The 26,028-nt window shown below is 34.9% G+C and carries 33 protein-coding genes; all 33 read left to right on the forward strand.

The window, feature by feature from the left end; all coding sequences use genetic code 11:
- Positions 1 to 91: 91 nt before the first annotated feature.
- The 33 genes from BHD07_RS31245 to BHD07_RS31395 all read left to right on the forward strand — a co-directional run bounded on the left by BHD07_RS31245 (position 92) and on the right by BHD07_RS31395 (position 26,028).
- Positions 92 to 868, forward strand: coding sequence for a hypothetical protein (locus BHD07_RS31245; RefSeq protein ID WP_338284262.1), 777 nt, complete (start codon positions 92 to 94; stop codon positions 866 to 868).
- Positions 869 to 1,369: a DUF669 domain-containing protein gene (locus tag BHD07_RS31250; protein ID WP_338284263.1), complete on the forward strand. Its 501-nt coding sequence runs from the start codon at positions 869 to 871 to the stop codon at positions 1,367 to 1,369.
- Positions 1,370 to 1,389: 20 nt separating this feature from the next.
- The gene (locus BHD07_RS31255) at positions 1,390 to 3,690 is read left to right on the forward strand and encodes a phage/plasmid primase, P4 family (RefSeq protein WP_338284264.1); all 2,301 of its coding nucleotides are present in this window, start codon (positions 1,390 to 1,392) and stop codon (positions 3,688 to 3,690) included.
- Positions 3,691 to 3,980: 290 nt separating this feature from the next.
- Positions 3,981 to 4,301 carry a VRR-NUC domain-containing protein gene (locus BHD07_RS31260; RefSeq protein ID WP_338284265.1) on the forward strand — a complete coding sequence of 107 codons (321 nt, stop codon included), beginning with the start codon at positions 3,981 to 3,983 and terminating at the stop codon, positions 4,299 to 4,301.
- Positions 4,294 to 4,482 (forward strand): hypothetical protein, encoded by a 189-nt coding sequence (locus BHD07_RS31265; RefSeq protein WP_338284266.1) that lies wholly within the window; start codon positions 4,294 to 4,296, stop codon positions 4,480 to 4,482. Before BHD07_RS31260 ends, BHD07_RS31265 begins: the two co-directional genes overlap by 8 nt.
- A gap of 1 nt (position 4,483) precedes the next feature.
- Positions 4,484 to 4,885, forward strand: a complete 402-nt coding sequence (locus tag BHD07_RS31270; RefSeq protein ID WP_338284267.1) for a hypothetical protein — start codon at positions 4,484 to 4,486, stop codon at positions 4,883 to 4,885.
- Positions 4,886 to 4,918: 33 nt separating this feature from the next.
- On the forward strand, positions 4,919 to 5,116 hold the full coding sequence (locus tag BHD07_RS31275) for a hypothetical protein (protein WP_037539989.1): 198 nt from the start codon (positions 4,919 to 4,921) through the stop codon (positions 5,114 to 5,116).
- Positions 5,117 to 5,599, forward strand: a complete 483-nt coding sequence (locus tag BHD07_RS31280) for a DUF3310 domain-containing protein (protein ID WP_338284268.1) — start codon at positions 5,117 to 5,119, stop codon at positions 5,597 to 5,599.
- On the forward strand, positions 5,600 to 5,875 hold the full coding sequence (locus tag BHD07_RS31285) for a helix-turn-helix domain-containing protein (RefSeq protein WP_145381384.1): 276 nt from the start codon (positions 5,600 to 5,602) through the stop codon (positions 5,873 to 5,875).
- A 300-nt stretch (positions 5,876 to 6,175) separates the two neighbouring features.
- Positions 6,176 to 6,367, forward strand: coding sequence for a hypothetical protein (locus tag BHD07_RS31290; protein WP_145445841.1), 192 nt, complete (start codon positions 6,176 to 6,178; stop codon positions 6,365 to 6,367).
- A 12-nt stretch (positions 6,368 to 6,379) separates the two neighbouring features.
- The gene (locus BHD07_RS31295) at positions 6,380 to 6,655 is read left to right on the forward strand and encodes a hypothetical protein (protein ID WP_338284269.1); all 276 of its coding nucleotides are present in this window, start codon (positions 6,380 to 6,382) and stop codon (positions 6,653 to 6,655) included.
- On the forward strand, positions 6,656 to 7,078 hold the full coding sequence (gene dut / locus BHD07_RS31300) for a dUTP diphosphatase (RefSeq protein WP_338284270.1): 423 nt from the start codon (positions 6,656 to 6,658) through the stop codon (positions 7,076 to 7,078).
- Between the two features lie 48 nt (positions 7,079 to 7,126).
- Positions 7,127 to 7,594 carry a hypothetical protein gene (locus tag BHD07_RS31305; protein WP_338284271.1) on the forward strand — a complete coding sequence of 156 codons (468 nt, stop codon included), beginning with the start codon at positions 7,127 to 7,129 and terminating at the stop codon, positions 7,592 to 7,594.
- Between the two features lie 4 nt (positions 7,595 to 7,598).
- Positions 7,599 to 7,832, forward strand: a complete 234-nt coding sequence (locus BHD07_RS31310; protein ID WP_338284272.1) for a DUF1381 domain-containing protein — start codon at positions 7,599 to 7,601, stop codon at positions 7,830 to 7,832.
- Positions 7,829 to 7,957 (forward strand): transcriptional activator RinB, encoded by a 129-nt coding sequence (gene rinB, locus BHD07_RS32030; protein WP_103161275.1) that lies wholly within the window; start codon positions 7,829 to 7,831, stop codon positions 7,955 to 7,957. The genes BHD07_RS31310 and rinB overlap by 4 nt, the downstream gene beginning before the upstream one ends.
- A gap of 1 nt (position 7,958) precedes the next feature.
- Entirely contained in the window at positions 7,959 to 8,261 is a 303-nt protein-coding gene (locus tag BHD07_RS31315; protein ID WP_338284273.1) for a hypothetical protein, read from the forward strand.
- A gap of 464 nt (positions 8,262 to 8,725) precedes the next feature.
- The gene (locus BHD07_RS31320; RefSeq protein ID WP_069794769.1) at positions 8,726 to 9,139 is read left to right on the forward strand and encodes a hypothetical protein; all 414 of its coding nucleotides are present in this window, start codon (positions 8,726 to 8,728) and stop codon (positions 9,137 to 9,139) included.
- A gap of 698 nt (positions 9,140 to 9,837) precedes the next feature.
- On the forward strand, positions 9,838 to 10,185 hold the full coding sequence (locus tag BHD07_RS32035; protein WP_445190511.1) for an HNH endonuclease: 348 nt from the start codon (positions 9,838 to 9,840) through the stop codon (positions 10,183 to 10,185).
- A 157-nt stretch (positions 10,186 to 10,342) separates the two neighbouring features.
- A complete protein-coding gene (locus BHD07_RS31325) occupies positions 10,343 to 10,813 on the forward strand; it encodes a phage terminase small subunit P27 family (RefSeq protein ID WP_107504729.1) in 471 nt (156 codons plus the stop codon).
- Positions 10,800 to 12,554: a terminase large subunit gene (locus tag BHD07_RS31330; protein WP_338284274.1), complete on the forward strand. Its 1,755-nt coding sequence runs from the start codon at positions 10,800 to 10,802 to the stop codon at positions 12,552 to 12,554. Before BHD07_RS31325 ends, BHD07_RS31330 begins: the two co-directional genes overlap by 14 nt.
- Positions 12,555 to 12,568: 14 nt before the next feature.
- On the forward strand, positions 12,569 to 12,739 hold the full coding sequence (locus tag BHD07_RS31335; RefSeq protein WP_338284275.1) for a hypothetical protein: 171 nt from the start codon (positions 12,569 to 12,571) through the stop codon (positions 12,737 to 12,739).
- Between the two features lie 210 nt (positions 12,740 to 12,949).
- The gene (locus tag BHD07_RS31340; protein ID WP_338284276.1) at positions 12,950 to 14,188 is read left to right on the forward strand and encodes a phage portal protein; all 1,239 of its coding nucleotides are present in this window, start codon (positions 12,950 to 12,952) and stop codon (positions 14,186 to 14,188) included.
- Positions 14,175 to 14,732 carry an HK97 family phage prohead protease gene (locus BHD07_RS31345; RefSeq protein WP_107504731.1) on the forward strand — a complete coding sequence of 186 codons (558 nt, stop codon included), beginning with the start codon at positions 14,175 to 14,177 and terminating at the stop codon, positions 14,730 to 14,732. The genes BHD07_RS31340 and BHD07_RS31345 overlap by 14 nt, the downstream gene beginning before the upstream one ends.
- Before the next feature lie 50 nt (positions 14,733 to 14,782).
- Positions 14,783 to 16,123: a phage major capsid protein gene (locus BHD07_RS31350; protein ID WP_338284277.1), complete on the forward strand. Its 1,341-nt coding sequence runs from the start codon at positions 14,783 to 14,785 to the stop codon at positions 16,121 to 16,123.
- 15 nt (positions 16,124 to 16,138) lie between these two features.
- The gene (locus BHD07_RS31355) at positions 16,139 to 16,306 is read left to right on the forward strand and encodes a hypothetical protein (protein WP_338284278.1); all 168 of its coding nucleotides are present in this window, start codon (positions 16,139 to 16,141) and stop codon (positions 16,304 to 16,306) included.
- A 9-nt stretch (positions 16,307 to 16,315) separates the two neighbouring features.
- Positions 16,316 to 16,645 (forward strand): head-tail connector protein, encoded by a 330-nt coding sequence (locus tag BHD07_RS31360; RefSeq protein ID WP_338284279.1) that lies wholly within the window; start codon positions 16,316 to 16,318, stop codon positions 16,643 to 16,645.
- Positions 16,615 to 16,938: a phage head closure protein gene (locus BHD07_RS31365; protein WP_338284280.1), complete on the forward strand. Its 324-nt coding sequence runs from the start codon at positions 16,615 to 16,617 to the stop codon at positions 16,936 to 16,938. Before BHD07_RS31360 ends, BHD07_RS31365 begins: the two co-directional genes overlap by 31 nt.
- Positions 16,935 to 17,354 carry an HK97-gp10 family putative phage morphogenesis protein gene (locus BHD07_RS31370; protein ID WP_107504735.1) on the forward strand — a complete coding sequence of 140 codons (420 nt, stop codon included), beginning with the start codon at positions 16,935 to 16,937 and terminating at the stop codon, positions 17,352 to 17,354. The genes BHD07_RS31365 and BHD07_RS31370 overlap by 4 nt, the downstream gene beginning before the upstream one ends.
- Before the next feature lie 10 nt (positions 17,355 to 17,364).
- Complete coding sequence (locus BHD07_RS31375; RefSeq protein ID WP_338284281.1) at positions 17,365 to 17,760, forward strand: hypothetical protein; 396 nt, start codon at positions 17,365 to 17,367, stop codon at positions 17,758 to 17,760.
- Positions 17,761 to 17,763: 3 nt separating this feature from the next.
- Complete coding sequence (locus BHD07_RS31380; protein WP_338284282.1) at positions 17,764 to 18,360, forward strand: major tail protein; 597 nt, start codon at positions 17,764 to 17,766, stop codon at positions 18,358 to 18,360.
- A 75-nt stretch (positions 18,361 to 18,435) separates the two neighbouring features.
- Entirely contained in the window at positions 18,436 to 18,972 is a 537-nt protein-coding gene (gene gpG, locus BHD07_RS31385; RefSeq protein WP_107504739.1) for a phage tail assembly chaperone G, read from the forward strand.
- Positions 18,973 to 19,170: 198 nt separating this feature from the next.
- On the forward strand, positions 19,171 to 25,182 hold the full coding sequence (locus BHD07_RS31390) for a peptidoglycan DD-metalloendopeptidase family protein (RefSeq protein WP_338284283.1): 6,012 nt from the start codon (positions 19,171 to 19,173) through the stop codon (positions 25,180 to 25,182).
- A gap of 42 nt (positions 25,183 to 25,224) precedes the next feature.
- Complete coding sequence (locus BHD07_RS31395; protein ID WP_338284284.1) at positions 25,225 to 26,028, forward strand: hypothetical protein; 804 nt, start codon at positions 25,225 to 25,227, stop codon at positions 26,026 to 26,028.

Genomic DNA, 26,028 nt, shown 5'->3' on the forward strand with positions numbered 1-26,028 from the left:
AGAATTATATCAACTAGCAAAAGAAAATGGATATAAGCCTGGATGGGCTTATGTTCAGGCAAAACGATTAGGAATGTTGGGGTGATTATAAATGGCGAGTAAACCGGAAGATTTATCAGGACAACAATTCGGAGATTACGAGATTATTGGAGATACTGGAAAACGCAGTAATAGAGGACACCAAATAGTTATCGCTAGAAATAAAAAGACAGGTGATTTACACGAAGGTGAAGCTTGGAAATTCAAAGATGGATATATAACTGGATATGTTGGTAGCGAAAAACATATAAAACAAATATCTAATATTTTAAAAGATGAGAAAATTAGAAAAAAGAATAGGGAAAAACTTTTTGTAAATGGAACAGCAACAAATACTTTTAAAAACATTGTGATATCAACGTCTAAAACTGATTATAATGGCGTTTTTTATAGTAATTCTCATAATAGATGGTTCGCTAAAGTGGAGCTTCATGGAAAAATAACAACAAAATCTTTTGAAAACTTTAAAGATGCAGTTATGTATATAAATGATTTCAGAATTAAATATATTAACCCATTAATGACTAATGAGTATGAGAAATATAAAAAATTAGATAGAAACCACATTAAAATGAATCATTATGTTTTAGAAAAACAAAAACAAACAGATTCTGAAATTAAGAAAGCAAAAATACGAAAAAAAATTATGTGGTTGAAAAAAGGTAAAGGAGTCAGGTTCGATAGAAACAAATGGCAAGCCAGCATAAAAGTTAACGGAAAACAAATGAATTTAGGCCGATATGACACTAAACAAGACGCAATTAAAGCAAGAAAAAAAGCAGTAGATGAACAAATTAAAATTTTAGAAAAACAATTGGAGGAATTATAAATGACAAACTTTACTTTAAACATGGAAGATACTTTTGACGGTGGAATTCAAGACGGAACTTACGAAACAGTGATTACTAAATTTGAAGAAAACGCAACACAATCAGGTACAGAATTTGCAGATGTACGCTTAACAATTAGAAATGACATTGATCAAAAATATAAAAATAACATCGTATTCCATCGTATTTGGAAAGCGAAGGCAACTGGTAAATATGATATGCGTTTCTTCAACACAATTGGGGCTGCTGCACAATTACAACAAGGTAAACAATATTCATCTATTGAAGAATTATTCCAAGACTTCTTAGGAAAACCAGTGAGAGTGACCGTTAAGAATGAAACATCAGAATATAACGGTAAAACTTACGAAAATCTAAACGTTAAACGTTGGGAGAAAACAAAATTCCCAGAACTTGCACATAAATTTAAAACAGAAGACGGTGGCAATCCATTTGCCGGAGGAATAAACAGTATTGATGACGACGACATGCCGTTTTAATAATTAAGGAGGGCTAACCTGTGTACGACAACATACCATATGAGCTAAAAGAGTTAGATCATTGGTGTTGTTTCAAAATAGAAAAGGTTGATAATGGGCGTTTTACTAAACGTCCTTACAACCCTAATACTAATGAAATGGCAAAATCCAATGATGAATCTGCATGGGTGAGTTTTGAAGATGCTGCAAGCCAGTCACTTAATTATGATGGTATAGGTTTTTTCTTTAAAGCACCATATGTAGGTATCGATTTAGATAAAGTCGAAAATGAAATAGAAGAATATTTAGAACAACCCGACACAGATAATATAATTGGTGAATTCATAAATGTGCTAGAAACATATGCTGAAATATCACCATCTGGGACAGGTATTCATTTAATTACTAAAGGTGAATTACCACCAAGAGGTCGTAGACGTGGCAACGTAGAAATTTATGATACGGGTAGATTCTTTACAATGACCGGTAAACATATCGGAGGATATAACGGTATAAGTGAAGATGAATACGGTCAACTTAATTTCCTACACAATAAATATATTGCTAGTCACGAAAAAGAAACCAAACAATTAAATACTTCAACAGGTTTCGGCAATGATTTATCAGTTGAACAAATTATTGATATAGCAAAAAAATCTAAAAACAGTTTGCGCTTTACAACATTATACGAGGGTGATTGGACGCAATTTTACGATTCTCAATCAGAAGCAGATATGGCACTTGCAAATGATTTAGCATTTTGGACCGCAAGAGATCCTAAAAAAATGGATGACATCTTCCGTAAATCTAATCTCTATCGTGATAAATGGGATGAACAACGTGGTGATTATACTTATGGCGATATGACAATTAATAGAGCAATCGAGAGTTGTCAAAATGAATTTGTGCCAGAAAACACTGATACAGATTTTCAAATATTTGTAATGGAAGAAGATGTTAAACCAGCTAAAAAGGATAAGCGTTATTCATATGATGATACAGGTAATGCTGAAAGACTCAAAGATTTGTTTGGAGAGAATATTCGTTTTAACTATACTTCGAACACATGGATGTATTACGACGGTAAACGTTGGAAATATGACGATACTGGACGAATGAAAATACTTGCAGATAAAGTTGTAGAAAATATGAAAAACGAAAAATTATTCCTAGCTGATGGTGTGGATCAAGAGGACATGGAAAAGTATCGTTACAGACATTGGAAAGATTCACGTAACCATAACAAGAAAGTGAATATGATGAAAGAGTGCGAACATTTATTACCAGTCACTAATGAAACATTTGATAATGACTTTAATTTATTTAATGTTCAAAACGGATTTGTGGATTTAAAAGCAGGTAAATTAACAGACCACGATAAAAACAATTATTTTACTAAAATTTCGAACGTAGAGTACACAGATAAAGCCGATTGTCCTAAATGGGATGAATTCCTAGACGATATATTTCTTGGCAATCAAGAACTTGTACGCTTCATACAGAGAGCAGTAGGTTATTCTCTCTCTGGCCATACATCAGAGCAAGTACTATTTGTTTTATATGGTAACGGACGCAATGGTAAATCAGTATTTTTAGACATTTTGAATGAAGTATTTGGTAACTATTCAACGAATATACAACCACAAGCAATTATGGCAAGTAAGAATAATTCAGACGCATCACCAGAAATTGCAAAGTTAGACGGTGCAAGATTAGTAACTACTACAGAACCTAACGAAGGTGAACGTTTTGACGAAGGTTTACTTAAACAATTAACTGGTGGAGATAGAGTATCGGCACGCAAGTTATACGAAAATGAATTTGAATTTACACCTCAATTTAAACTATGGATGGCAACTAACCATAAACCATATGTGAGAGGGAGAGATGAAGGTATTTGGCGTCGTTTTGTAATCATTCCTTTTGATAAGCAAATACCACTTCATGAGATTGATCGTGACTTAACTAGAAAGTTAAAACGTGAATTACCAGCAATTATGCGTTGGTGTGTAGATGGTTTCCTCGAATGGCAACGTATAGGATTATCCGAACCTAAAATAATCAAAGAGCAGAGAGATGAATATAGAACTGAAATGGACAGTATTGCAGCGTTTATTGATGAATGTTGCATTGTTAAACCAGATGAAAAAATTAAAGCTAGTCTTTTATTTGAAGCTTATGATAATTGGGCTAAAGAAAATAATCAACATCGAATGAGTAGCACAAAATTTGGTAAAGAAATGTCTAACAAATTTACAAAGAAAACATCAAATGGTGTGAAATATTATGGGGTTAATTTAGAACAAGATTATAATCCTCATTTAATTAGATTGAAATTTTAAAAATGGAATAGTTATGGAAGGGTTTTGGAATAGTTTGCCTTTCAACCCTTCCACTACTTGAACCGTTGATACCAAAGGGTTTATAGTACTTTTATTTTTATTTTGGAATAGTTGGAATAGTTTTTCTAAAAGTTTAAATAATAAAAAATAATAAATATATATATAAATACTTTAGTAAAAATAGCTCAAACCCTTCCATTTTGCTTGTAACCGTTGGGAGAGTAAGAACAAACCCTTCCACTTTTCAAAAACCAACCCTTCCAACTATTCCACATTTTAGGGAGGTACTCATGAGTGAGCAAGAAATACAAAATCAAATAATACTAGCTGCTAATAAAAGAGGTCATCGACTTTGGAGAGCAAATGCTGGAAAAGTACAGACGAAAGATAACAGAATAATCAAATTATTTCCTAAAGGATTTCCCGATACAGTAGGTTTTCGGAAAACAGATGGCAAAATTATATTTATAGAAGTTAAAACAGATAAAGGAAGATTAAGACCTGAACAAGAAAGGTTTAAAACTTTCATTGAAACACAGCCTGTTTTATACGGAGTAGCCCGCAGTGTGGATGATGCAATCAAAATTATAGAAGGTGACCTAAATGGATGAAGAAACAGCGACTATTCGCTATAAAGTCTATGTTGAAAAGCAAGTGTATGTTAATCACGAAGACGACGATAATACTGCTGCTGATAAGATACACGATCAGATGTGGACATTAAAAGAAGATTACATGGACGCAAAACCATTAGAGTTTGACGACGTAAAAATTATAGATAGGGGTTATTGAGATGAGATTAAAACGTGTGAAAGATAAACAAGGTGAAATTTGTTTCCTGATTATAGACGGGGACAAAGAATTATTAGTGCCAGTTGAAGATTATAAAGAAGCTGTGATGGCTGGAATAAGCAACGGTACGATTAAGAAGCAGATTGTAAAAGGCAAGAGACACTTCCGTAAATACATTCGAGATTACGAAGTTCAAAAAGGATTAGCTAGATTAAAGCGTGAGGACAGAGAACGTGAAGAACGCAAGCGAGCATTAGCGGAAGAAAAACAACGTAAGGAACAGGAACGACTGCAAATGATTGAGGATGCGAAATGTAGTAGTAAGTGGTTTCAGGAATTATCTAAAAATAATTTAGTTGCAAAACTTAAAAAAGATAAATATGGCAATCAACAATTAGTTTAGGAGTGAATAAAAATGCCAAGTGGACGTCCACACATGTATGAATATGTTGTTTATAAAGGCGACGAAGTGATTTGTGCCGGTACTAGACAAGAAATACAAGCGAAGATGAATATTACAGAAGGTACATTTGCTCGAATGGCAAGTTCATTAACTAAAAGAGAAGCTGGGCCAAATCAAATAGTAGTTGAAAAAGTGAGTATTAAAGAAATAGAAGCAGAGGCGGTGCGTTAGATGAACATCAGTGATTTAAAAATTGGTAACTACGTTGTTGTGAATGACTTAGGTGCAAGCAAATATAGCAGTGGTATGCGTGTGATAGGTAAAGTGGTTGAGATTGATAATAAAGGAAATTATGCAATTGTCGAATCGCTACCTAAACACAGATATGAAATCACAGACTTCAACGATTTTGAGGTGTGGGCGAAAGAGATAGAAAATAAGACGGAGCGTATGGGATTGGATAAACAATCCAATGATTTACAACAACGTAAGCGTAAGGATAACGTCAACAGTCCTTCACATTATAACTATGGTGAGATAGAGGTTATAGATTTTATAGAGCAAGTAACCAAGCACTACAATCCTAATGTAGCTTATCACATTGGTAATGCGATTAAGTATCTTGCACGCAGCCCGCACAAGAATGGTAAAGAAGATGTGGAAAAAGCTAGATGGTATATCGAAAGAGCGTTTGAGAATTGGGATGTGAAGTAGATGATTAAGTGTACATTAAAAGATTTAATAGAACGCCACGAGGTTACACAAACCGATATTGCTAATGCTACAGGTATTACTAGACCTACATTACTATCACTAATGCGTAATGACGCACAAGGAATCAAATTTTCTACATTAGAGAAATTATGCGACTACTTCAACATAGAAATTAATGAGTTGCTAGTTTCGGATAAAGATTATAAACCAACTAAACAAGAACAATTAGATAACTTAATTAATATAGCTAGACAGCTTAAAAGAGAGCTGCAGTAATGATCCTATCAAACACTATCAAAGTTAAATACAAACTCGATACTAAAGGCAGGAATACTGTCGAAATGGCAAAGCTACTAAGAGATTGGGGAGTTCGCGGGTATTTATACTCTGTAAATCCACGTAGTATTGTCATGGCAGTGTTGCCAGAGGACAAGGAACATAACAGGGAAATATTAAATGGGGCGAAAGGGCTGGTGAATTAGTGAACAATGATGTTGTTTGGTTTATTTCCTTTTGGGTCGTAGTGAATTTATTAGCGTATATAATGATCTCAATTTTATAAAGGAGTGATGGCTAGTGGCTACAGAAAAACAAGTAAAGTATGTTCAATTATTACAAGAACAATATGGTGCAGAAGATTATACAGAAAAAGAAATCAAAAATATGAGCCATAACGAAATAAGCATTGTCATAGATGAACTTAAAAAAGCGATTGCAGAAGATGAATTGTACAACGAATGTATGAGTTACGGATTACCTAATCAATAAGGAGTGCTAATTATGAATTCAGAAACGAAATTTCATGTCAGTGTTATGGATGCAAGGTTGAAGAAAGTAAAAAAGCAACGCGACCAATACAAAAAAGCTTATCAACACTGTGTGGATGATTTAATCGTCTTGCGTGCGAATAATAAACGATTGGAACGACAAAACGCAGAACAACTAGCATTACTGAAACAGTTTAGAAAGCTCATAGATTATAAATTAACACTGCATCAAGGCAGTTTGATGTATAGAGAATATCGAAGTAAGTTAGATCAATTGGGGGTTAAGTAGATGAACAAACTAATATTCAAACGCAATCATGAAGATGCAATCAAACCATATAGAGCAAACGCTAGTGACAGCGGATTAGATTTATTTACATGTGAAGCTAAGTCGCTAGATCCAGGTGAAACTGCAATTATCGATACAGGTATTGCAATTCATTTAGATGAAGGATATGAGGCGCAGGTTAGGCCTAGAAGTGGCGTGACTGCTAAGACCAAGTTAAGAGTACAGTTAGGCACAATAGATAATTCATATCATAAGAGTATAGGTATTATTGTGGATAATATTGGCAAGCGACCAATTTCAGTAGACAAAGGTAAGAAACTAGCACAGTTAGTTGTACAGCGTGTAGCTTTACCAGAAATAACAGAGGTGGAAAGTTTTGAGCGAGAATCAGACAGAGGCGGATACGGATCAACAGGATACTAAAGACATCGTTGAACGTGTACGAATAATATTAGGTAAGGAGTGAGTGTTATGTGGACAGATGATTTTATCGAATCAGAAAAACGACGTATGCAACAAACGCCTATAATTTCATTCAGTAATAAGGACAAATGGATAATAGTGATGAATACTGATGAAAACATTAAGAAATTCAACAGAGTAATGGAAAAAATTCCACAAGAAAAAAGATCTGAAAATTACAAAGTGTATTACAACAATCCAAAAGAATATGAATTGATAACAGAAGGTATACGTCTACGTGCAGAGCTTAGTGAGAAAAGAGAAAGAGAACGTAAGCTTATCAATCCAGATATCGACGAGGATATATTGAATATTAAGAGTAAGCAAGGTTTATTTGATTATTTGTTGGAACAAAGATATTTGTATAAATCAAGTAATATCGATGAGTATTCAGAAGATCGGGAAGTAGATTGGGTTCAACTTAATGCAGAACAAGCAGAGTTACAAAGATTAATCGCTAAATATTTTAAGGAGTGACGCTATGCAATTCCTAGTACGCAAAATACACCACACAACAGGTGAAATATTCCTGGATGCAACTAGAGCTAAAGAGAATGAGGAGTTCATTGTAGTGGACGCAGAGAATAAGGAAGATGCGAAAGAGAAAGTAAGGAAACTTAAAGGATTATTGGAAGTAGTACCATCTAGTTTTAATAACGGTCCTATTAGTAGAGCGTTAAAAGCTTTTATGTATAGAAAGGACAGTGACCAATGAAACAAATACTCAAACTATTATTAACACTCGCACTCTATGAACTAAGTAAAGAGATCACGTACGAAATTATTTGTCGTATGCAAGCGAAAGATATGGTACCTAAAGATTATGAGGAGGAGAAGTAATATGATAAAAAAAGCTGTTAAAAGACCAGATGAAATTGAATACATTGAGTTTAAAGGTAGAGAAAATTTTGAAGAAGTTTGTGAATTCATTGGACGTTCAGAACCATTACTTACACGTATAGATGGCACAGAGTATTTGTTAATGAATCACTTTAACTCAAGTGAAAAATCAGTGCCAGTAGATCCAGGTACAATATTCTATAAGTGGAACAACTTTGGAAACGATGAAAATATTTATGGGCCAACATCATGGGATGTTATAAGTAAAAATGAATTCTTTAAGCGCTATATGGAGTGTGAATAATTTGTGGATAATAACAACAATCGTGTTAGGTTGTATTGCGATACTCACGCTTATATACAATGCCATCAAAGACGCAAAGATAAACGCGTTAGAGTATGAAGTCGGTTATCTGTTATACACAATATTTGAAAAGGACCTGCCTAAGAGAGAGCTGGACGATGAAGATATACGCAAGATTAAAGATGAGTTAGATAAACGTATGAAGTAGGTGTGGGGAATATGCATAGCTATCCTAAAAGATTTACGTGGGAATGGTGTGATAATTGTGAAACATTTAGAACGATTAAAAATAGATATATTCCCGATATAGAAAAAATTCGAAAAATGAAGATATATACCCTTAAAGAATTAGATAATATGACTAAAGCGGAAGTGCAAGAAGTAAATCATATTAAAATGAAAGTATCTAGGAAACAATGCATATATTGTAGGCATATATTTAAACAATAACTGGGAGGTATCGCATGTATACACGTGAAGATATAAGAGAAATGATAGACAATTATAAGTGGATGAACAACATTGTAACGTCGCAAGTTTATGATGCAGATAGTACTTCGGTTGCACAATACGGTGTTGAATCTGCTATGCCTAAAGCTAAAGGACAAACAGGTGACAAAGTATTACTTAAGGTCATGAACAGAAACAAAGCGTGGAGAAGAAACATTAAACTGATAGAGAAGATAGAATTCATTGATAAGTACGAGGAACATATAACTAATGAAATGAACTACCACATTCTACAGATGATTAAATTAGGCACACAACATAAAACTGTCATGGACCTTATGGAGATTAAAAGCAAGTCGACATTTTATGGATGTCTGAATGAGATAGTGAATGTATACATGGACGCACAGCAAGGTCATTTCGATTAGTGTACGAAACGAACACATCGAACCAATCGAACACATCGAACGATGATAGGCGTTTGATATTAATACGTTATATAATATATGCATAGGAAATCTGGATGGTAGCTTTAGAGGTGAGGTTATTATTCAGTAGGTATGTAAACTTAATACTATATTATATGAGGCACGTTACTTTTGTAGCGTGTCTTTTTGTATGCACCTAATCTTAATGACCCACACAATAAGGACACACATATTAAAGGACACTGCTTATTAAGGTGGGGATTAAAGGTCATACTAATTAAGGTCACATAGTTTAGGTCACATACTTTAAGGTCATCACTTATACATTGAGTGTGTGACAGATAGAACAATGAACATTCATTTATATATATTAAAAGGTTTCATTAGTTCATAAAGATTAATTGAAACATTAAATCATAATTAGAATATAAAGTTTGTTTGTTGTTTCTTTACAATTGAATATTAAAAGAATTGTTTTATTGATCATAAACTTTATTAGATTAATTTGCATTTGATTGATGAAACAATTTCTAAAGTTAAAGACAAAATGATTTGAGATTATAATTTCTTATTTCGTTTTGTCTTTTATTATTTCTAAACAACAAAATGAATTTCAATTTAACAAAACAAATTTAACAAAACAAAATTAAATAAAAATAAATAAATATCAAATGAAAGAAGTTGATTGATTGTCATTCATGGAACCAAAGGTTCGTATTGGCAACAAGACGTTGACACAAGACCAATTACACGACGAACGCAAACGGAACAGTAAGAGGTACAATGCAAGCGTTCGTTATGGTAAGGATAGTAAGTATACAGAGTTCTACCAATCGTCTGCATGGCGTTCTAAACGTAAGAGAGTGCTATTGCGTGATAAGTACCTGTGCCAAGAGTGTTTGAAGCAAGGTATTGTGAATGATAAACGTCTGATGGTACATCACATTGTGGAATTGAAAGATGATTGGAAACGAAGATTGGATATGAATAACCTGATCACTGTGTGTACGGCATGTCATAACCGGATAGAACATAAAATACGCTAGGTATTATATAAAAATAAAATATAATATTTAAAGGGGGTGGGTCAATCAACGGGTTATGTTTTGCACAATTAAAGTAATCGCTCGATACTCTTTTGTACCCAAATTCTAGAAACTATAAATCGAAATCATGACTGTTTAGGCAATTGGAGGTGTAAAAATGGCTAGACCAAGAAAATTAAACGCAGCTAAAGTTGGAAATCACAATAAAGAAGAATTGGAACAACAAGAATTACGTGAAAATGGATTAGAACAATTCGACAAAATTAACGTTGAGAACATTCCAGACGATCTAACAGAAGATGGCAAAAAAGAATGGCAACGTGTTGTGCCTTTATTACAACAATTGCCTATTGCAGAGTTAGATTACGATAGAATTAAGCGTTACTGTCAATTAGTCGCTTTAACAGATGAAGCATATCAACATATCATTACTTTTGGCTCAATAAACGAAGAAGGTACGAAACGCACGCCACAATATTTTAACTATATGGACGGTTTGAAAGAGTTAAAAACGTTGTGCGGGTCGTTAGGAATGACAATTGATTCACGTATGAAGTTAGTTGTACCTAGTGAAAACCAAGTACGCAAGTCTGTATACGATGAATTCGGTGTTGATGACGATGACTAGCGTAAAAATTGCAAAAGAATATGAAGAATTACTTGATATACCGGATGAATACAAAGATGATGCGTATAAATATTGCGTTATGGTGTTATCTGGTACATTTACCACTTGTAAGGACACTAAGCTTGCGTGTGTGCGTCATTTAAAAGATATTAAACGAAGTATCGAAGATGATGATTTTCCTTATGTGTACAAGCCTAAACGTGCTAAAAAGGTAATCAAATTTATGGAATCTTTGCCTGATACAAAAGGTAAGTTTCATAAGTTAGCGTTGTTTCAAAAGTTTATTGTGGCCAATGTTCGTGGTTGGTTTACGGAAGATGACTATTTAAGATACAAAAAAGCATTTATATCGTTAGCGAGAAAAGGAGGCAAGTCGCTTTTAGTATCAGGGCTTGTCCTTTATTCGTTCTTATTCGATAACGAGCCAAAAGAAGGTCGCCAATTATTTACTGCTGCAAATGACAAGAAACAAGCTAGTATTGTTTTTAACATGGTTGCTAAACAACTAATGTATTTTGTATCGCAGGTCCCAGAAATAAAAAAAGATGTCAAAAAAGTGCGTGAATTATTGCAAAACTTAAAAGACGGCTCGTATGTTATGCCTCTTTCTCGTGATACAGGTGCAGTTGATGGTTTTGAACCATTCTTGGCAGTTATTGATGAATATCATGCAGCGAAAACGAATGAAATGATAGAACTTATCCAATCTGGGCAAGGTAACTTGCTTCAATCGATGATATTTATTATCTCTACTGCTGGTTTCAACCTTAATGCACCAATGTATACAGATGAATGGCCATATGCAAAAGAAATATTGGAAGAAACATACGAAGATGAAGAATATTTCGCAGTTATTTATGAACAGGACAGTGAAGATGAATGGCAAGATCGTTCAATGTGGGCGAAATCCAACCCACTTATTAACGAATCAGACGAGTTAAAGGAACAAATAGAAACATTCTTGCAAAAACGTGTTGATGAAGCAGTACAAAAAGGCACAATGTTTAAAGTGTTAGTTAAAAACTTCAATTATTGGATGCAAGCAAGCGAAGAAAGTTACTTAAACTTTGATGATTGGAAGAAAAACGAAACAGAATTCAATATCAAAGGTACAAAAACATACGTTGGACTAGATTTATCACGTGCAGATGATTTAACAGCAGTATCATTTATACATTTAGACGAACCTAATAAAAAATATTATGTTACTTCACATTCATTTGTGGCTACTAAAGGTGGTTTACAAGGCAAAATCGAGCGTGATTTGATTGATTACCGGCAAATAGAACAACAAGGCTATTGTACAATCACAAACTTGCGTACAGGACTTATAAATCCAGTACAAGTATTAGATTACATCGAAAATTATGTTAGAGATAATAATTTAGATGTACAAGCTATTTGTTATGACCCGTATGCTATTCACACTTACTTGCCAGAAATTGAAAAAAGAAATTGGCGCTTTGATTTAATCGAAATAAGGCAAGGTCAACAAACGTTATCTAATCCTAATATCGATTTTAGATTCAAAGTTATCAACGAAGAAATTAAGCATCATAAAAATCCGTTGTTAGACATTGCAGTAAAAAATGCAGTTGCTAAAAACGTGAATGATGCAGTGATGATTGAAAAGAAAATGAACAGAGAAAAAATAGATCCACTCATGGCCACAATATTTGCTTATGTAATAGCAAGCGAACATGTATGGGAGAAAAAACGAGCATTACCAATGTTCATTTAAGGGGGAGAATAATAATGCAAGAGTATATGAAAGTATTTATTGATGAAAGTAAAGGTATTGTTTTATTGGGTTATGACTCGATTGCATATGAAGATGAAGTTTTAGAGGATATTCGAGAAAAATTTAAGAAAGCGTATGGCTATGAGGTGTTAATGTTACCTAACGCAACAGTATCTATTGTATAAACTTATTATAACGCAATTTAAGGGGGGTGTATGCGTGAAATTAACCAAAGACATATTAGTTATCCTATTTGTGCTTATAGGCGTTCTATCAATCGCTTATGGTGCTTATTTAGCGTGGCAGCCTCTAGGTTTTATTATAGGTGGCCTGTTATTAACAGGATTGGCCATGACTATTGACCAACCATTCCAGAAGGGAGGTGGAAATAGATAATGGGAGTATTTAATTTTAACGGTTTCAAACGTAGTAACAACGTATCGGTGGATAAGAACACGTTACGAATGCTAACGGAAGTTGGTGGCGTTGGTGGAATAGCGTGGTCGGGCATACAGTCACTTAAAAATAGTGATGTATTTACGGCTATTGATATTATTTCTAAAGATATTGCGTCAACCAGTATTAAGTTTAATGATCGTGATAGTTATTTAGACGCTGACAAGAAGATACTTAAACTATTGAACAAACGACCCAATCCATATTTAGACGCATGGCACTTCAAATACATTATTGTTGCTAATATGCTTTTAAATGGCAACTCGTACATTGAAATTGTGCGTGATGACAAAGGTGAACCTATTGAGTTATACCACATGCAGAATAGTGCGACATCTATCCAACAAATAGATGACCATATTAAATATCATTACATTGATGAATTAGATGGCCACGTTCAATTAGATGTGGAAGATGTGTTGCATTTTAGAATGTTCTCGCTAGATGGTTTCAATGGTTATAGTCCACTGTTCTCTCTCGCTAATGAGATCGGCATATCAATGGGCAGCAAACGTTTCTTAGATGACTTCTTTAAAAACGGTGGTACATCAACCTCTATATTAACGTATGAAGAAGGTCGTTTTAACGAAGAAGAATTAGCAGAAATGAAACGCAACTTCGCTGATAGTCAATTAAGTAATAACGGTGGATTTATTGCCTTAGATGACACAATGAAGTTTGAACGTCTGCAAGTGCCTACCGAAGTATTGAACTTCTTAAACAGTTACAAGTTTAGTACACAACAGGTTGCTAAAGCTTTTGGACTGCCAATGAGTAAGTTGGGTATCGAAACAGTTAATACATCGCTTAAAGATTCCGGTATTGAGTATTATAGAAACACTTTATATCCAATCTTTTCAATGATGAACGCTGAAATAGAAGAAAAGTTATTTGTACAAGCGCCATACGAAGTCACACTCGATTATGACGTATCACGATTAATTGATAGTGATCCAGAGATTAAGTTGGAACGTGTAACACAACTGTTCCAAAAGAAAATACTTACGCTTAACGAAGCACGTGCCGAATTTGGCAGAGAGCCATTGCCGGGTGGTGATAAACCACTAGCCGACTTGAACAGTATTTATTTGGAGGACTTGGCAGCTTATCAAAACAGTAAGGTTCAGAAGAACATCGATTCCCTACAAAAAGGGGGTGAACCGAATGCCGAACAGTGAAATTGATACTGGGCAACAAGAAATGGTTGTTGAAGGTTATGCGATTATATTCGATACAATGAGCGACGACTTAGGAGGGTTTAAAGAAATTATAAATCCGAATGCACTAAGCGAAGTAGATATATCGGATGTTAAGTGCTTAATCAATCATGATTTCAATCAAGTTGTAGGAAGAACACAAGCTGGTACTTTAGAGCTATCACTAGATCAAAAAGGGTTGTATTTTAAATGCTATCTACCAAACACATCATATGCTAAAGATATATACGAAAATATCAAAGCTGGTAATGTTAATCAATGTAGCTTTTTCTTTACCTTACCACCTAATGATGATACAGCTCGTACGTGGTCAAACATTAACGGTGAATATGTACAAACTATCAACAAAATTGATGAACTGATTGAAGTAAGTATTGTAACGATACCTGCGTATCAAGAAACAACGGTTGCAGTTGGCCAAAGAGCTAAAGGATTAGACAAATACAAACAACTGGAAAAAATGAAAATTGAGTTTGAATTGGAAGGCTTACGAATTGATTCGTAGGCTATTTTTTATGCCAATTTTCAACAAATTAATAAGGAGGCAATACCTATATGGCTACTTTACAAGAACAAGCAAAGTCGATTAACGACTTAATTGACCAAGCACAAAAAGCCGTTAATAACGGTGATGTAGAAACAGCTCGTAAGTTAAAGGAAGAAATCCAACAAGCAAAAGATACTTATAACGAGCAAAAGGAAATTGTTGATTCTGTATCTGCTGAAGAAAAAATCAGTGGTGATGCAGAAGCACCAAAAGAAAAAACAGAAACAGAAGCAAAAAACGAAAAACCGGACGCTGAATCACCTGCGGAAGATAAAAAAGTAGAAAAGCAACCGGAACAAGACAAAGAAACTAAAGCAGACGAGAAGGAAGTACCGGAAGAAAAGCCGGAAACGCCGGTTGAAGAAAAAACATCAGAAGAATTAGAAGAAGAAAAGAAAAAGAAACTAGGGGGCAAACGTTCTATGGCGAGAAAAATTTTAGAAAACAAAGAGAATCAACTATCAGATGAAGCGAAAGGTTTCGTTGAGTACCTAAAATCAAAAGGTGCTAAACGTGACAATGTTAAATCGGTAGATGCACAACCAATCATTCCGGAAGATATTAAATACCAACCAGAAGAATTACCTGAAACATTCGTTGACTTGAAAAAATTCGTTAACGTACAACCAGTAACAACTGCTGCTGGATCACACCCAATTTTAAACCCAGCACAAGAAACAATGGTTAGTGTGGAAGAATTAGAGAAAAACCCAGAGCTTGCTAAACCAAAATTCACTGACATTGACTACAAAGTTAAGACTTATCGTGGGCAAATTCCAGTGTCTCAAGAATCATTAGACGATTCAGAAGCTAATTTAGCAAACATTGTTGCACAAAATAATGCACGCCAAGCGGTTAACACAACTAACAAATACATTGCAGATGTAATGAAATCATTCGAAGCGGTTAACACTGCAAACTTAGATGACATCAAAGCTATCATCAATGTGGATATTGATCCTGCATATAATCTTTCATTAGTTGTATCTCAATCATTCTATCAAGCGTTAGATACATTGAAAGACAAAAACGGTCAATACCTATTAAAACAAGACATTACAAGCCCAACAGGTACAGTGTTATTCGGACGTCCAGTATTCATTATCAAAGATGAATTATTTGGTGCGAAAGGCGATAAGAAAGCATTTATCGGCGACTTAAAATACGCAGTATTCTTTGCAGACCGTAAACAAGCTTCTGTTAAATGGGTTGAAAATGAAATCTACGGTCAAGTATTAGCAGCTTATATGCGTTTCGACGTTAAAAAAGGTGTAGAAGAAGCTGGTCGTTTCATTACTTACACTGGCACTGCTGGCGACTTAGGTACAGGTTCAGAACCACAAGCATAATAGGAGGGGATATGAATGGCTAAATATAAAGTTGTTAAACCTTATAAAGATTTAGAGTTAGACAAAAAGTTAAAGAAAAATGACGAGGTAGAAATGACTGTTAAACGTGCTGATGAAGTTGAAGAAACTTTAAAAGCAAATGGTTTTGACGGTCCTTTTTTAAAACGTTCAGATAAAAAGTAGGTGATACATGTGTATGAGCTTACGTTAGAAAATATTAAGAATAGAATACGTATTGACGTAGATTATGACGATGAAGAAATTGAATACATGTTATTACCGGCAGCTAAGAGAGAAATCAAAGGGGCTGTCACATCCAACGAGGACTTTTACAATTCTAACGAAGAAATAAAAGCCCTTTTTAATTTGGCTGTACTTAATACAATTGGGCATAATTACGAAAATCGTTCTACAACTACACAGTTTGAAAGAGTTGAGATTGCACGTTCATCCCTAGCTCATATTCAAGCGTTAAGGGGTGAGTATGCAAAATGGAAATCGGCAAACTCAAACACAGAATAAAGATATATACAGTCGAGAACACGATTAATGATGAAGGTGGGTACGAAGAAACGCCTACTACTATCGCTACTCCGTTTTGTGAAGTGTCAAAAACGACTATTAAAGAATTTAGAAATGAGGACCTAGACACAAGACGTGAAACGATAGTTTTTATCATTCGTTATCGACAACAAACAGATATACATTCGGGATTATTTGTGGAATTTAAAGGCAAGAAATATGAAATTAAAACTATTGAAACGGACTTTCAAGATATGGAACGCCAACAGTTGAAATGTGAGGTGGTTGAATGACAAAACGTAGAGATTCCGATAAGGATATTTCAGACAAACTCAATAAGTTGATATGGGAAAGCGAGAAACAAGCTAAAAAAGCTGTTACTAATGCGTCCAGAACTTATGAAGGCATTCTGAAAATAAATACACCAGTATCTGATAGGCAAACGCATAGTAAACATGCTAGGGACGTTACCAAAATATCTAACTTCCAACGTGACGAATCTTATCCTAAAAAAGAAGTTGGTTATCAAATGGGTAAATCACGTAAAGAATCTGGTTGGTATATCCATTTCCCAGACGTTGGTACAAAAGTTAGAGGTACAGTTGGCCAACCACCACAACATTTTTTACGTAAATCTCACGAACAAGCTAAGGGTCCAATACTAGCAATTTATCGTCAGGCTATGGAAAAGGTATTCGACGTTGACTAGGCACCCTATCGTGCGTATGTGGGACGTATTACGTAAAGATGAACAGTTGGTATCAATGATGAATGAAGTCCGTAAAACAAGCTCTAAACAGCCTTTAATATACACGTTTGAAATACCCGAATCTTATCAAAAAACTGAAGAAGCACCATTCATGCGCTTGACTGAAATCATGAATGGCAATGCATTAGAAAACGATGGTGGCAGTGGTCATTATCGTTATTTATTTGCCGTTGAAACCTTTGGTAAGTCAATCAGTGATGTTCATTCAATCAATGAACGTGTGGTTGAAATTATCGAGAGCATCAACGGCATTTGTTTTGAAAGAGAGCTTAGCAAAGATGAAGATTTCAATCTTTATAACCAAATGCTTAGTTTCAACATTATTTTAACTAAAAAGGAGAAATAAATTATGGCAGATAAAAAAGTAGCAATTACATGTGAAGGTTTTAAAATTCGTAAGCAAGAAGGTAATGGTTTTGAAGCGGGAGAATTAAAAGACGTTCCGGGATTACAAGAAATCGAATTAGAGTTAGAACAAGGTAACGAACCAGTATACGCAGATGGGGTTAAAAAATTATCATTATTCAGTGGTATTACAGGTGCAACATTAACAGCTAACTTAATGGAATTAACAAAAGAAGAACGTAACGAAATTTTGGGCGTTAAAAATGACAAAGGAATTGAAATGTACACATCTGATATGGTACCTCCTTATGTATCAGCAACTTGGAAGTATCGTTGTAATGATGGATCATTCATTTATTACGGTTTAACTCGTGGTAACTTCAACATTCCTGGTACAAGTGCTTCTACAATGGAAGATTCACCAGAGCAACAAGACCAAATTGAAATGGAAGGGTCATTCATGCAACGTGAAGAAGATAAATTAGTATTCGCTCGTATTCACAGTGCAGACCCTGATTTTAGTGAAGAAGAATTTTACAAAGCGATTCATGGTGAAGTGACGACTACACCAACTGAACCTAATGAAGAACCAGCAGCATAAATTGACTTAAGGCGACTTTAACCGGTCGCCTATTTTTTGTATACAAAAAATAACTTATAAGGAGCTTATAAAAATATGGCTAAAATAACTTTAAAAATCGATGGTAAAAACAAGCAGTTTGTAAAAGATAAATTAAATTTAGGTGCAATGAAAGCACAAGCAGAATTTGAAGAAAAATTACAGGGTGGATTTAGTTTTGTGAATGAAGCACAACTTGTAATGCGTAAGCACCGTAAAATTTTGAACGAATATGAAAAGTTAGAAGAAAAAGTAGCAGACGCTGAAACAGATGAAGAACGCGAACAACTATTTGAACAAATAGAAAAAGTTGAAGCAACAGAAGAATATAAAGCTTTCGAATCTGAAATTGAAGAATTAAGAGAGAAAACTGAAAAAGATGAATCATTAGAAACATTTGAAGTGTACGACGCTTTCGCTAACTTATTGGTAAAAGTATTCGATGAAAAATTCACTGTAGATCAAGTGTTTGACGGATTAGAAGTTGAAAATTCTTTACCTGAAACTTATAGCAAAATCTTCGCTAGTAATGACGCGGGAAAGTCGACAAAAAAAGCGAGTACAACAAAGACAAAACAGCCAGCGAAGTCGTAGAAGATATTTACGAAGTTTATCGTCACTTTATCGAGGATGCACAATACAAGCCTCACGAAGTAGACCAAATCGTTATGGAGGACTTCAATAAATACTTCTCTACTAAGAAACGTAAGAAAAAAGCATCAAAAGTTGCTAAATCTGGTGCATTAAGCCCAGAAGAAATGATGGCGATGTTATAAAAAAGGTGGTGAGAGAATGGCAGATTTTAATTTAAGTGCAGAGGTGTCGATGGATGTTGACCCACTGAAAGCATCCAAAACCACGATAGAACGTAACTTAAAAGCAATCAATAAATCTTTACGTGATCAACGTAAGGAAATGAAACAAAACGAAGTAAGCGCCGAATCGTTAGCAAAACAAGAAACTGATTTAGGCCGTGCGATCAAGTTACAAGAAGGTTTAATGGCACAACGCAACAAAGAATTACAAGACCAACAAAAAGAAATGGCCAAAAGTAATGAAGTTACTGACGAACAAAAAATCAAACTTCAAAACTTGAACGCAGCTTATGAAAAATCTAAAAAGCAACTTAACGGTTATCAAGATGAACTAAATAGTGTTCAAGTAAAACAAAAGACGTTTGGCAAAACAACTGATGATGTTAAAAAGAACCTTAATGAATTGCGTAACGAAGTTAAGAAAAGTCAGATAGAATTTGAAAAATCAAGTAAGGCTACAAGTGATTATGAACGTCATATTGACAGTTTAACGGGATCATTAAATAAAAGTGAGAAACAGTTAGGACAACTTGACGACAATTTAAAAATCATTTCTGACTTAAAAGGCGAAAACAGTCGTGAAGCTAAAGAATTACGTGGGGAAATATCTAAAGAACAACTAGCTTTCAAACAATTAGAATTACAATTAAGTAAAACTAAAACGTCTTTTAACGATTATAAAGAAGAAAATTCAGAATCAGCAGTTGCTATGCGAAAATTAGACAGTGCTATTGATAATACGAAGAATAGTATATCAGAACTATCTAATTCACTAAGACAAAGCAATGCAGAATTCAATAAATCTTCAAAAGAATCAGACGATTATAAAAATCACCTAAGAAATTTAACCACTGTCCAATCTAATCAGATACAAATTATTAAAGAACTTGAAGATGAATATAATCAAGTTTCTTTATCACAAGGTAAAACATCACAACAAGCACAAAACTTAAAAAATGAAATAGCAAAACAAAATATTAGTTTTACTAATCTTAAAAATCAAATTGATAGTACAACTAATGAATACGATGAATTTAGACTTGAAAACTCTGAAACAAATCTAACATTAGGTGAAGCTAAAAGACGTTTAGAAGATATGAACAACGAATTAAAAATGAGTTCATTAAAATTTAAACAGTCTGAAAAAACTGCAGACGATTACAAAGCTAAGATAAGTCAGTTGAAAGCAACTATGACACAACAAAGTGCGGTATTAAATGGTTTGAATCGTAGATATGACGAGGTCAAACACGCACAGGGTGAGAATAGTGTCGCAGCAACAAATTTACGTAATGATATTGCTAAAGAAGCATTAGCTTTTCAAGTTTTACAAGGTCGAATTGATGAAACAACAGACGAGCTAAAAGAATACCAACGTCAACAAAGACTTATGGGTACAGCAACTAATGCGTGGGTAGGCGCACGTGAACAAATGGACCGTATCGCTACCACATTACGTAGTTTAGGAGAACTCACTCAAGGTGTTGTTGGTGGTGTAATGACCACACACTTCTCTGCACTCGTACCTATTCTAGGGTCAGTAGTTAGTTTAGGGGCTGGATTAGGTGGCATGCTAACTGCAGCTGCTGGTGGGGCTATCGGTATGGGTGGCGCGTTCGGTATTGCTGGTGTAGCTGTTCAAGCATTTGCAGGACAAGCAACATACGCGCTCAAAATGTTAGAAGATGGCCAATTAAGAGTAACTAAAGAAGTTTCTGCATATCAAACGGCTTTAAGGGGTCTTAAAACATCATGGGAAGGTCTAATAGCACAAAATCAGTCAGCAATATTTAATACTATGACAAATGGTATTAATACTGCTAGACACGCTTTAACTACACTCAATCCTTTCTTAACTAAAACAGCTAACCAAATAGAAACAGCTAGCGGAAAAATGCTTAATTGGGCTAAAACATCTTCGGTGGCAAAACGTTCATTCGATATTCTAAACACACAAGGACCAAAGATATTCCAACACTTACTTAATGCAACACAAAGTTTTGTAAATGGTTCTGCAGCTTTATTTAATAAGTTAAGTCCGTTATATGGTTGGGCTGCTAAAGGTTTTGCTGATATGGCTAAAAGTTTTGACAACTGGGCTAATTCGGTACAAGGATCTAAAGCGATAAATGGTTTTATTGAATATACGAAAGCTAACTTACCTATTGTAGGTAACATATTTGGAAATATATTTAAAGGGATTATCAGTTTGTTCCAAGCATTCAGTGGTCATTCTCACAACGTACTGTTAGGTATACAAGATGTGACTAAAGGGTTTGCAGAATGGTCAGAAGGATTGAAAAAGTCTGATGGTTTCCAACAATTTGTGCAATACCTAGAAACGAATGGTCCTAAAGTGTGGACACTGATTAAAAATATCACCTCAACATTATGGGGATTAGCTAAAGGTATGGCACCAGTTGGTGCTGCAGTGTTAAGTATAAGCGGTGCTTTCTTCAAATGGACTGCCACAATGACGAACGCACATCCTATGATAGGAAAGATACTAGGATTACTAACTGCATTTGGTGGTGTAGCCTTATTAGCAGCTAAACCGATATTACTATTTAGAGGTGCATTATTAGGCGCAACAGGTGCATCAAGAGTATTCGGAAATGCCGGTGCAATAGCAGCAATAAAAACTAAATTACTTGGTAATGAAGGTTTAATAGCTTCAACGAAATTAAAAATAGCGGCTGCTGCAACTAAAACTTGGTCACTAGTAACAAAAGGAGCGTCGTTAGCTGCAAGAGGATTAGGATTAGCAATAAGATTTATGACTGGTCCTATTGGTTTAGTTATAACTGCTGTAGGATTATTAGTTGCTGGAATCATGCATTTGTGGAATACAAACGCTACATTTAGAAATGCAGTAATTAATATTTGGAATTCTATTAAAAATGCAGCGATTGCAGTATTTGGTTTTATTAAACCATATGTAATTGCAATATGGAATGGTATCAAAGTAGCGACTAGCATAGTGTGGAACGCTATCAAAGCTACTGCAATTACAGTTTGGAATGGTATTAAATTTGCGGTACAAAATCCAATTCAAGCTCTGAAAATTGTGTTGTCTGCAATATGGAACGGTATTAAGACGGCGGCTATATGGGTATGGAACGCACTAAAAACTGGCGTTGTAAATATTGTTAAGGCCTTAGTTAATGGTGTTAAATGGTATATAACAACTGTTAAAACAGTCATATCGACCGTATTCAACGCCGCTAAAGCAATAGCTATCAAAATATGGACAACGATTAAAAACACTGTAGTGAATTTAGCTAAAGGTTTATGGACTGGAGTTAAAAACGCTTTTACTTGGTTGAAAAATAGTGTGATTTCTATTTTCAATACAGTGAAGAATTTTACAATTAAAGTATGGACTACAATAAAAAATAGTGTTGTTGCGAGAGCCAAAAGTTTGTGGACTGGTGTTAAAAACGCATTCACATGGCTCAAAAATAGCGTCGTATCAATATTTAACGCGGTTAAAAACTTTGCAGTTAAAATTTGGACATCCATTAAAAATACAGTGATTTCAAGAGCTAAAGCTTTATGGAACGGTGTTAAAAGTGCATGGAACGCACTTAAAACTGGAACTATAAAAATCATGGCTGCTGTCGCTGTTTGGTTAATCAAAAAGTGGCTATCTATTAAAAACAGTGTTGTTAATAGAGTTAAAGCTTTATGGACTGGAGTTAAAAATACATGGAACGCTTTAAAAAGTGGAACCATAAAAATTATTTCTGCCGTAAGCACTTGGCTTTCAAAAAAATGGACTGCAATTAAAAATTCAGTAGTAAATAAAGCAAAAGCCTTGTGGTCAGGTGTAAAAGGTGCTTGGGGTTCTTTATCTAAAGGAACGCGTAACACAATGAATTCCGTTGGCGGTTTCATGTCTAACAAGTGGCGTGGCATCAAGAACAGCACAGTGAATTTAGTTACTGGAATGAAAAACAAAATAACTGGTGTCATGAACAAAATGGGTGACGCTATCAAGTCGGTTACAGGAAAGATTAAAGGTTTCTTCTCTGGCATGATAGGCAAAGTAAAAAGTGGATTAAACAAACTTATCGGTGGTGTAAACTGGGTCGGCGAAAAATTAGGTATGGACAAACTACCTAAAATCAAATTGCACACTGGTACAGAACACACGAATACGACTACAAATATAGTTAAGAACGGTAAGATTGCACGTGATACATTTGCCACTGTGGGTGATAAAGGACGCGGAAATGGCCCTAATGGTTTCAGACACGAAGCTATTCGTTATCCAAACGGTAAAGTGGCACTCACACCTAATAAAGATACAACCGCATTTTTACCACAAGGATCTACTGTGTATAACGGTGCGCAAACGCATTCTATGTTAAGCAATAGCAACCCTACATTCTCTAAAGGTACGTTACCTAGATTCCATAATGGTACATTATCTAAGAAGAAACCAAAGAAAAAGAAAAAAGGTGATAATTTCTTCGGTGATGTTGCGACTGGTGTAAAAGCTGGCGCTAAAGTTGCTACTGGTAAAGTTGTAGACGGTGGTAAGGCGGTAGTTAATAAAACATTAGAAACTGCAGCTAAAGGTAAAAAGTGGATGTCTGAAAAGATAGGCGACGTAATGGACTGGATAGACAAGCCAGGTAAACTACTCGATAAAGTTCTTGAAGGCGTTGGCTTAAACTTAGATGGGTTTGGTATTAGTAAAGCAGCCGAATTGCCTTATAATATGATGAAAGGTATGTTTAGCAAACTTAAAAAGTCTGCTATCGATACTTTCACGTCATGGATGGAAGAACAAGGCGGTGACGGTGGTTATATAGATTTATCTAAAGGGATTAACTTCCCGTTCAGTCCACATGGTAGAGCGCCAGGTTATCCATTCCCTTATCCACACATGGGTATTGATCTTGGATATGTATACGACAAACTGTATTCGGTAGCTTCTGGTACAGCGACAGCCAAAACTACTGCTGGTGGTTTTGGTAAACATATGTGGATTAAAAAAGGTAATATGGATTATATTTATGGTCACATGAGTAAATTTGCATTTAATGGCAGTAAAAAAGTTAAACCAGGTGATTATCTAGGTGTTTCTGGTAACACTGGTATGTCATCAGGACCACACTTACACTTTGAAGTAAGAAGAAACGGTAAAGCTATTGACCCATTGAAATGGTTAAAAGAAAATGACGGCGGCGGAGGTAAATCTGGCAAATGGAACGGAGATATTAAAAAAGCACTTAAAATTGCAGGATTACCTACATCTGGAGCATATGTAAAAGCGTGGCAAAAACAAATACAAACTGAATCTGGTGGAAATCCGAAAGCAATGGGTGGTACTGATGGATTGGCTGATGGTCGTGCAAAAGGTTTGGTACAAGTTAAGCCTGGTACGTTCAACGCTTATAAAGCTAAAGGTCACGGAAACATATGGAATGGTTTGGATAACCTAATTGCTGGTATGAGATACGCTAAAGCTAGATATGGTAAAGGTGGCATGTTAAGCGTTGTAGGTAAAGGACACGGTTACGCTACTGGCACAAACAACGCACGTCGTGGTTACAATCAAGTTTTCGAAAAAGGTGGAGAAATCATGCAAATGCGTGGTGGCGAAACTGTCATACCTAATGATGTTTCTATCCAAGCGTTTAAACAGATTGCCACAAGCGACATATTCAGTCGAACACAATCGGCCGTGTATGATGCGATAAGCCAATACGCTGATCAGTTGAGAGAAAAACAACAAATGGCTACACGTGAGCAAATGGAATTACAACGTTTGTCACGAGATAATGCAGATATCAAAGAACAAAACAGTATATTGAAAGAATCTTTAAATACTATGAAAGCTATACTAGGTGAGTTAACTAATACTAAGGTAGTTAACCAAGAAATTAGAGATAAAAACTATTTCCCTAGTAGTAGAGAAATAACAAAAATGAACAATGAGAATATGGCACTTAATGCAGCAACACAATTAATGAGATAAAGGGGGTATATACATTTGACCTTTACACTGTATGACCCAAATATGAATGAATTGAAATATCCAGAGGGCGTTCGCCCTTTGGATTTATTAGTTTCGTCTATAGAAAAGGAACGCAAAGAACAAGCGATAGACGGCATACCGGGTGTTATAGATTATGGTTATAATTTAAAAGGTCGTGAAATCAAAATGAACTTCATGACTGAACATTATCATGGAACTTTTGACCACAGATTACAACGTGATGAAATATACAACTTGTTTGATAGTTACCCTTACTTATATGTAAGTGACAACACAGTGCCTTCTAGGGTGCTTAAAATAACGATTGATGGATCGTTTACACCAGAACGTTACGGTTATTGGTACTCAACGTTTGAAGTAGACGCACGAATCACAGGATTACCTTTTTGGCGCACGAAATATACAACACAAGAATTACAAAGTAATGGTTTTGATGCAATTGTAGAAAAGTACGGTTTGGCAGATGGTATAAATCAAGATTTTGATACTTACACTTATACAACTAACACATTCACAGTATGGAACGGGGGCAATGTAAAAATTGACCCTCGTTTTTTATATCTAAAAATTATATTAACAGATGTAACCACAACCGGAAATTTAACAATCGAAAATACAACAACAGGAGAAAAATTTATATATAAAGATGCTATTAGTAACAAGGATTTAATAATAGATGGTACGAAAATATTAATTGGCATTAACAACATGCTTAGAAGTACGAACAGGAAGTTTGTAGGAATAAAGCCGGGTAAAAATGTATTCAAAGTTATCAACGGTAGTTTTAAAGAAGTGAAGATTGATACAAAATACTATTATAAATAG

This window comes from Sinorhizobium sp. KGO-5, from assembly GCF_036245905.1.
GTDB classification, from domain to species: domain Bacteria; phylum Pseudomonadota; class Alphaproteobacteria; order Rhizobiales; family Rhizobiaceae; genus Sinorhizobium; species Sinorhizobium meliloti_A.

Coding starts and splice junctions, on each gene's coding strand:
- BHD07_RS31275 (WP_037539989.1), top strand. CDS start 4,919: ATGTATGAATATGTTGTTTATAAAGGCGACGAAGTGATTTGTGCCGGT.
- BHD07_RS31265 (WP_338284266.1), top strand. CDS start 4,294: ATGGATGAAGAAACAGCGACTATTCGCTATAAAGTCTATGTTGAAAAG.
- rinB (WP_103161275.1), top strand. CDS start 7,829: ATGAAACAAATACTCAAACTATTATTAACACTCGCACTCTATGAACTA.
- BHD07_RS31295 (WP_338284269.1), top strand. CDS start 6,380: ATGAATTCAGAAACGAAATTTCATGTCAGTGTTATGGATGCAAGGTTG.
- BHD07_RS31315 (WP_338284273.1), top strand. CDS start 7,959: ATGATAAAAAAAGCTGTTAAAAGACCAGATGAAATTGAATACATTGAG.
- BHD07_RS31310 (WP_338284272.1), top strand. CDS start 7,599: ATGCAATTCCTAGTACGCAAAATACACCACACAACAGGTGAAATATTC.
- dut (WP_338284270.1), top strand. CDS start 6,656: ATGAACAAACTAATATTCAAACGCAATCATGAAGATGCAATCAAACCA.
- BHD07_RS31320 (WP_069794769.1), top strand. CDS start 8,726: ATGTATACACGTGAAGATATAAGAGAAATGATAGACAATTATAAGTGG.
- BHD07_RS31270 (WP_338284267.1), top strand. CDS start 4,484: ATGAGATTAAAACGTGTGAAAGATAAACAAGGTGAAATTTGTTTCCTG.
- BHD07_RS31250 (WP_338284263.1), top strand. CDS start 869: ATGACAAACTTTACTTTAAACATGGAAGATACTTTTGACGGTGGAATT.
- BHD07_RS31395 (WP_338284284.1), top strand. CDS start 25,225: ATGAATGAATTGAAATATCCAGAGGGCGTTCGCCCTTTGGATTTATTA.
- BHD07_RS31390 (WP_338284283.1), top strand. CDS start 19,171: ATGGCAGATTTTAATTTAAGTGCAGAGGTGTCGATGGATGTTGACCCA.
- BHD07_RS31350 (WP_338284277.1), top strand. CDS start 14,783: ATGGCTACTTTACAAGAACAAGCAAAGTCGATTAACGACTTAATTGAC.
- BHD07_RS31345 (WP_107504731.1), top strand. CDS start 14,175: ATGCCGAACAGTGAAATTGATACTGGGCAACAAGAAATGGTTGTTGAA.
- BHD07_RS32035 (WP_445190511.1), top strand. CDS start 9,838: ATGGAACCAAAGGTTCGTATTGGCAACAAGACGTTGACACAAGACCAA.
- BHD07_RS31335 (WP_338284275.1), top strand. CDS start 12,569: ATGCAAGAGTATATGAAAGTATTTATTGATGAAAGTAAAGGTATTGTT.
- BHD07_RS31260 (WP_338284265.1), top strand. CDS start 3,981: ATGAGTGAGCAAGAAATACAAAATCAAATAATACTAGCTGCTAATAAA.
- gpG (WP_107504739.1), top strand. CDS start 18,436: ATGGCTAAAATAACTTTAAAAATCGATGGTAAAAACAAGCAGTTTGTA.
- BHD07_RS31340 (WP_338284276.1), top strand. CDS start 12,950: ATGGGAGTATTTAATTTTAACGGTTTCAAACGTAGTAACAACGTATCG.
- BHD07_RS31370 (WP_107504735.1), top strand. CDS start 16,935: ATGACAAAACGTAGAGATTCCGATAAGGATATTTCAGACAAACTCAAT.
- BHD07_RS31380 (WP_338284282.1), top strand. CDS start 17,764: ATGGCAGATAAAAAAGTAGCAATTACATGTGAAGGTTTTAAAATTCGT.
- BHD07_RS31325 (WP_107504729.1), top strand. CDS start 10,343: ATGGCTAGACCAAGAAAATTAAACGCAGCTAAAGTTGGAAATCACAAT.
- BHD07_RS31355 (WP_338284278.1), top strand. CDS start 16,139: ATGGCTAAATATAAAGTTGTTAAACCTTATAAAGATTTAGAGTTAGAC.
- BHD07_RS31280 (WP_338284268.1), top strand. CDS start 5,117: ATGAACATCAGTGATTTAAAAATTGGTAACTACGTTGTTGTGAATGAC.
- BHD07_RS31365 (WP_338284280.1), top strand. CDS start 16,615: ATGGAAATCGGCAAACTCAAACACAGAATAAAGATATATACAGTCGAG.
- BHD07_RS31245 (WP_338284262.1), top strand. CDS start 92: ATGGCGAGTAAACCGGAAGATTTATCAGGACAACAATTCGGAGATTAC.
- BHD07_RS31285 (WP_145381384.1), top strand. CDS start 5,600: ATGATTAAGTGTACATTAAAAGATTTAATAGAACGCCACGAGGTTACA.
- BHD07_RS31330 (WP_338284274.1), top strand. CDS start 10,800: ATGACGATGACTAGCGTAAAAATTGCAAAAGAATATGAAGAATTACTT.
- BHD07_RS31305 (WP_338284271.1), top strand. CDS start 7,127: ATGTGGACAGATGATTTTATCGAATCAGAAAAACGACGTATGCAACAA.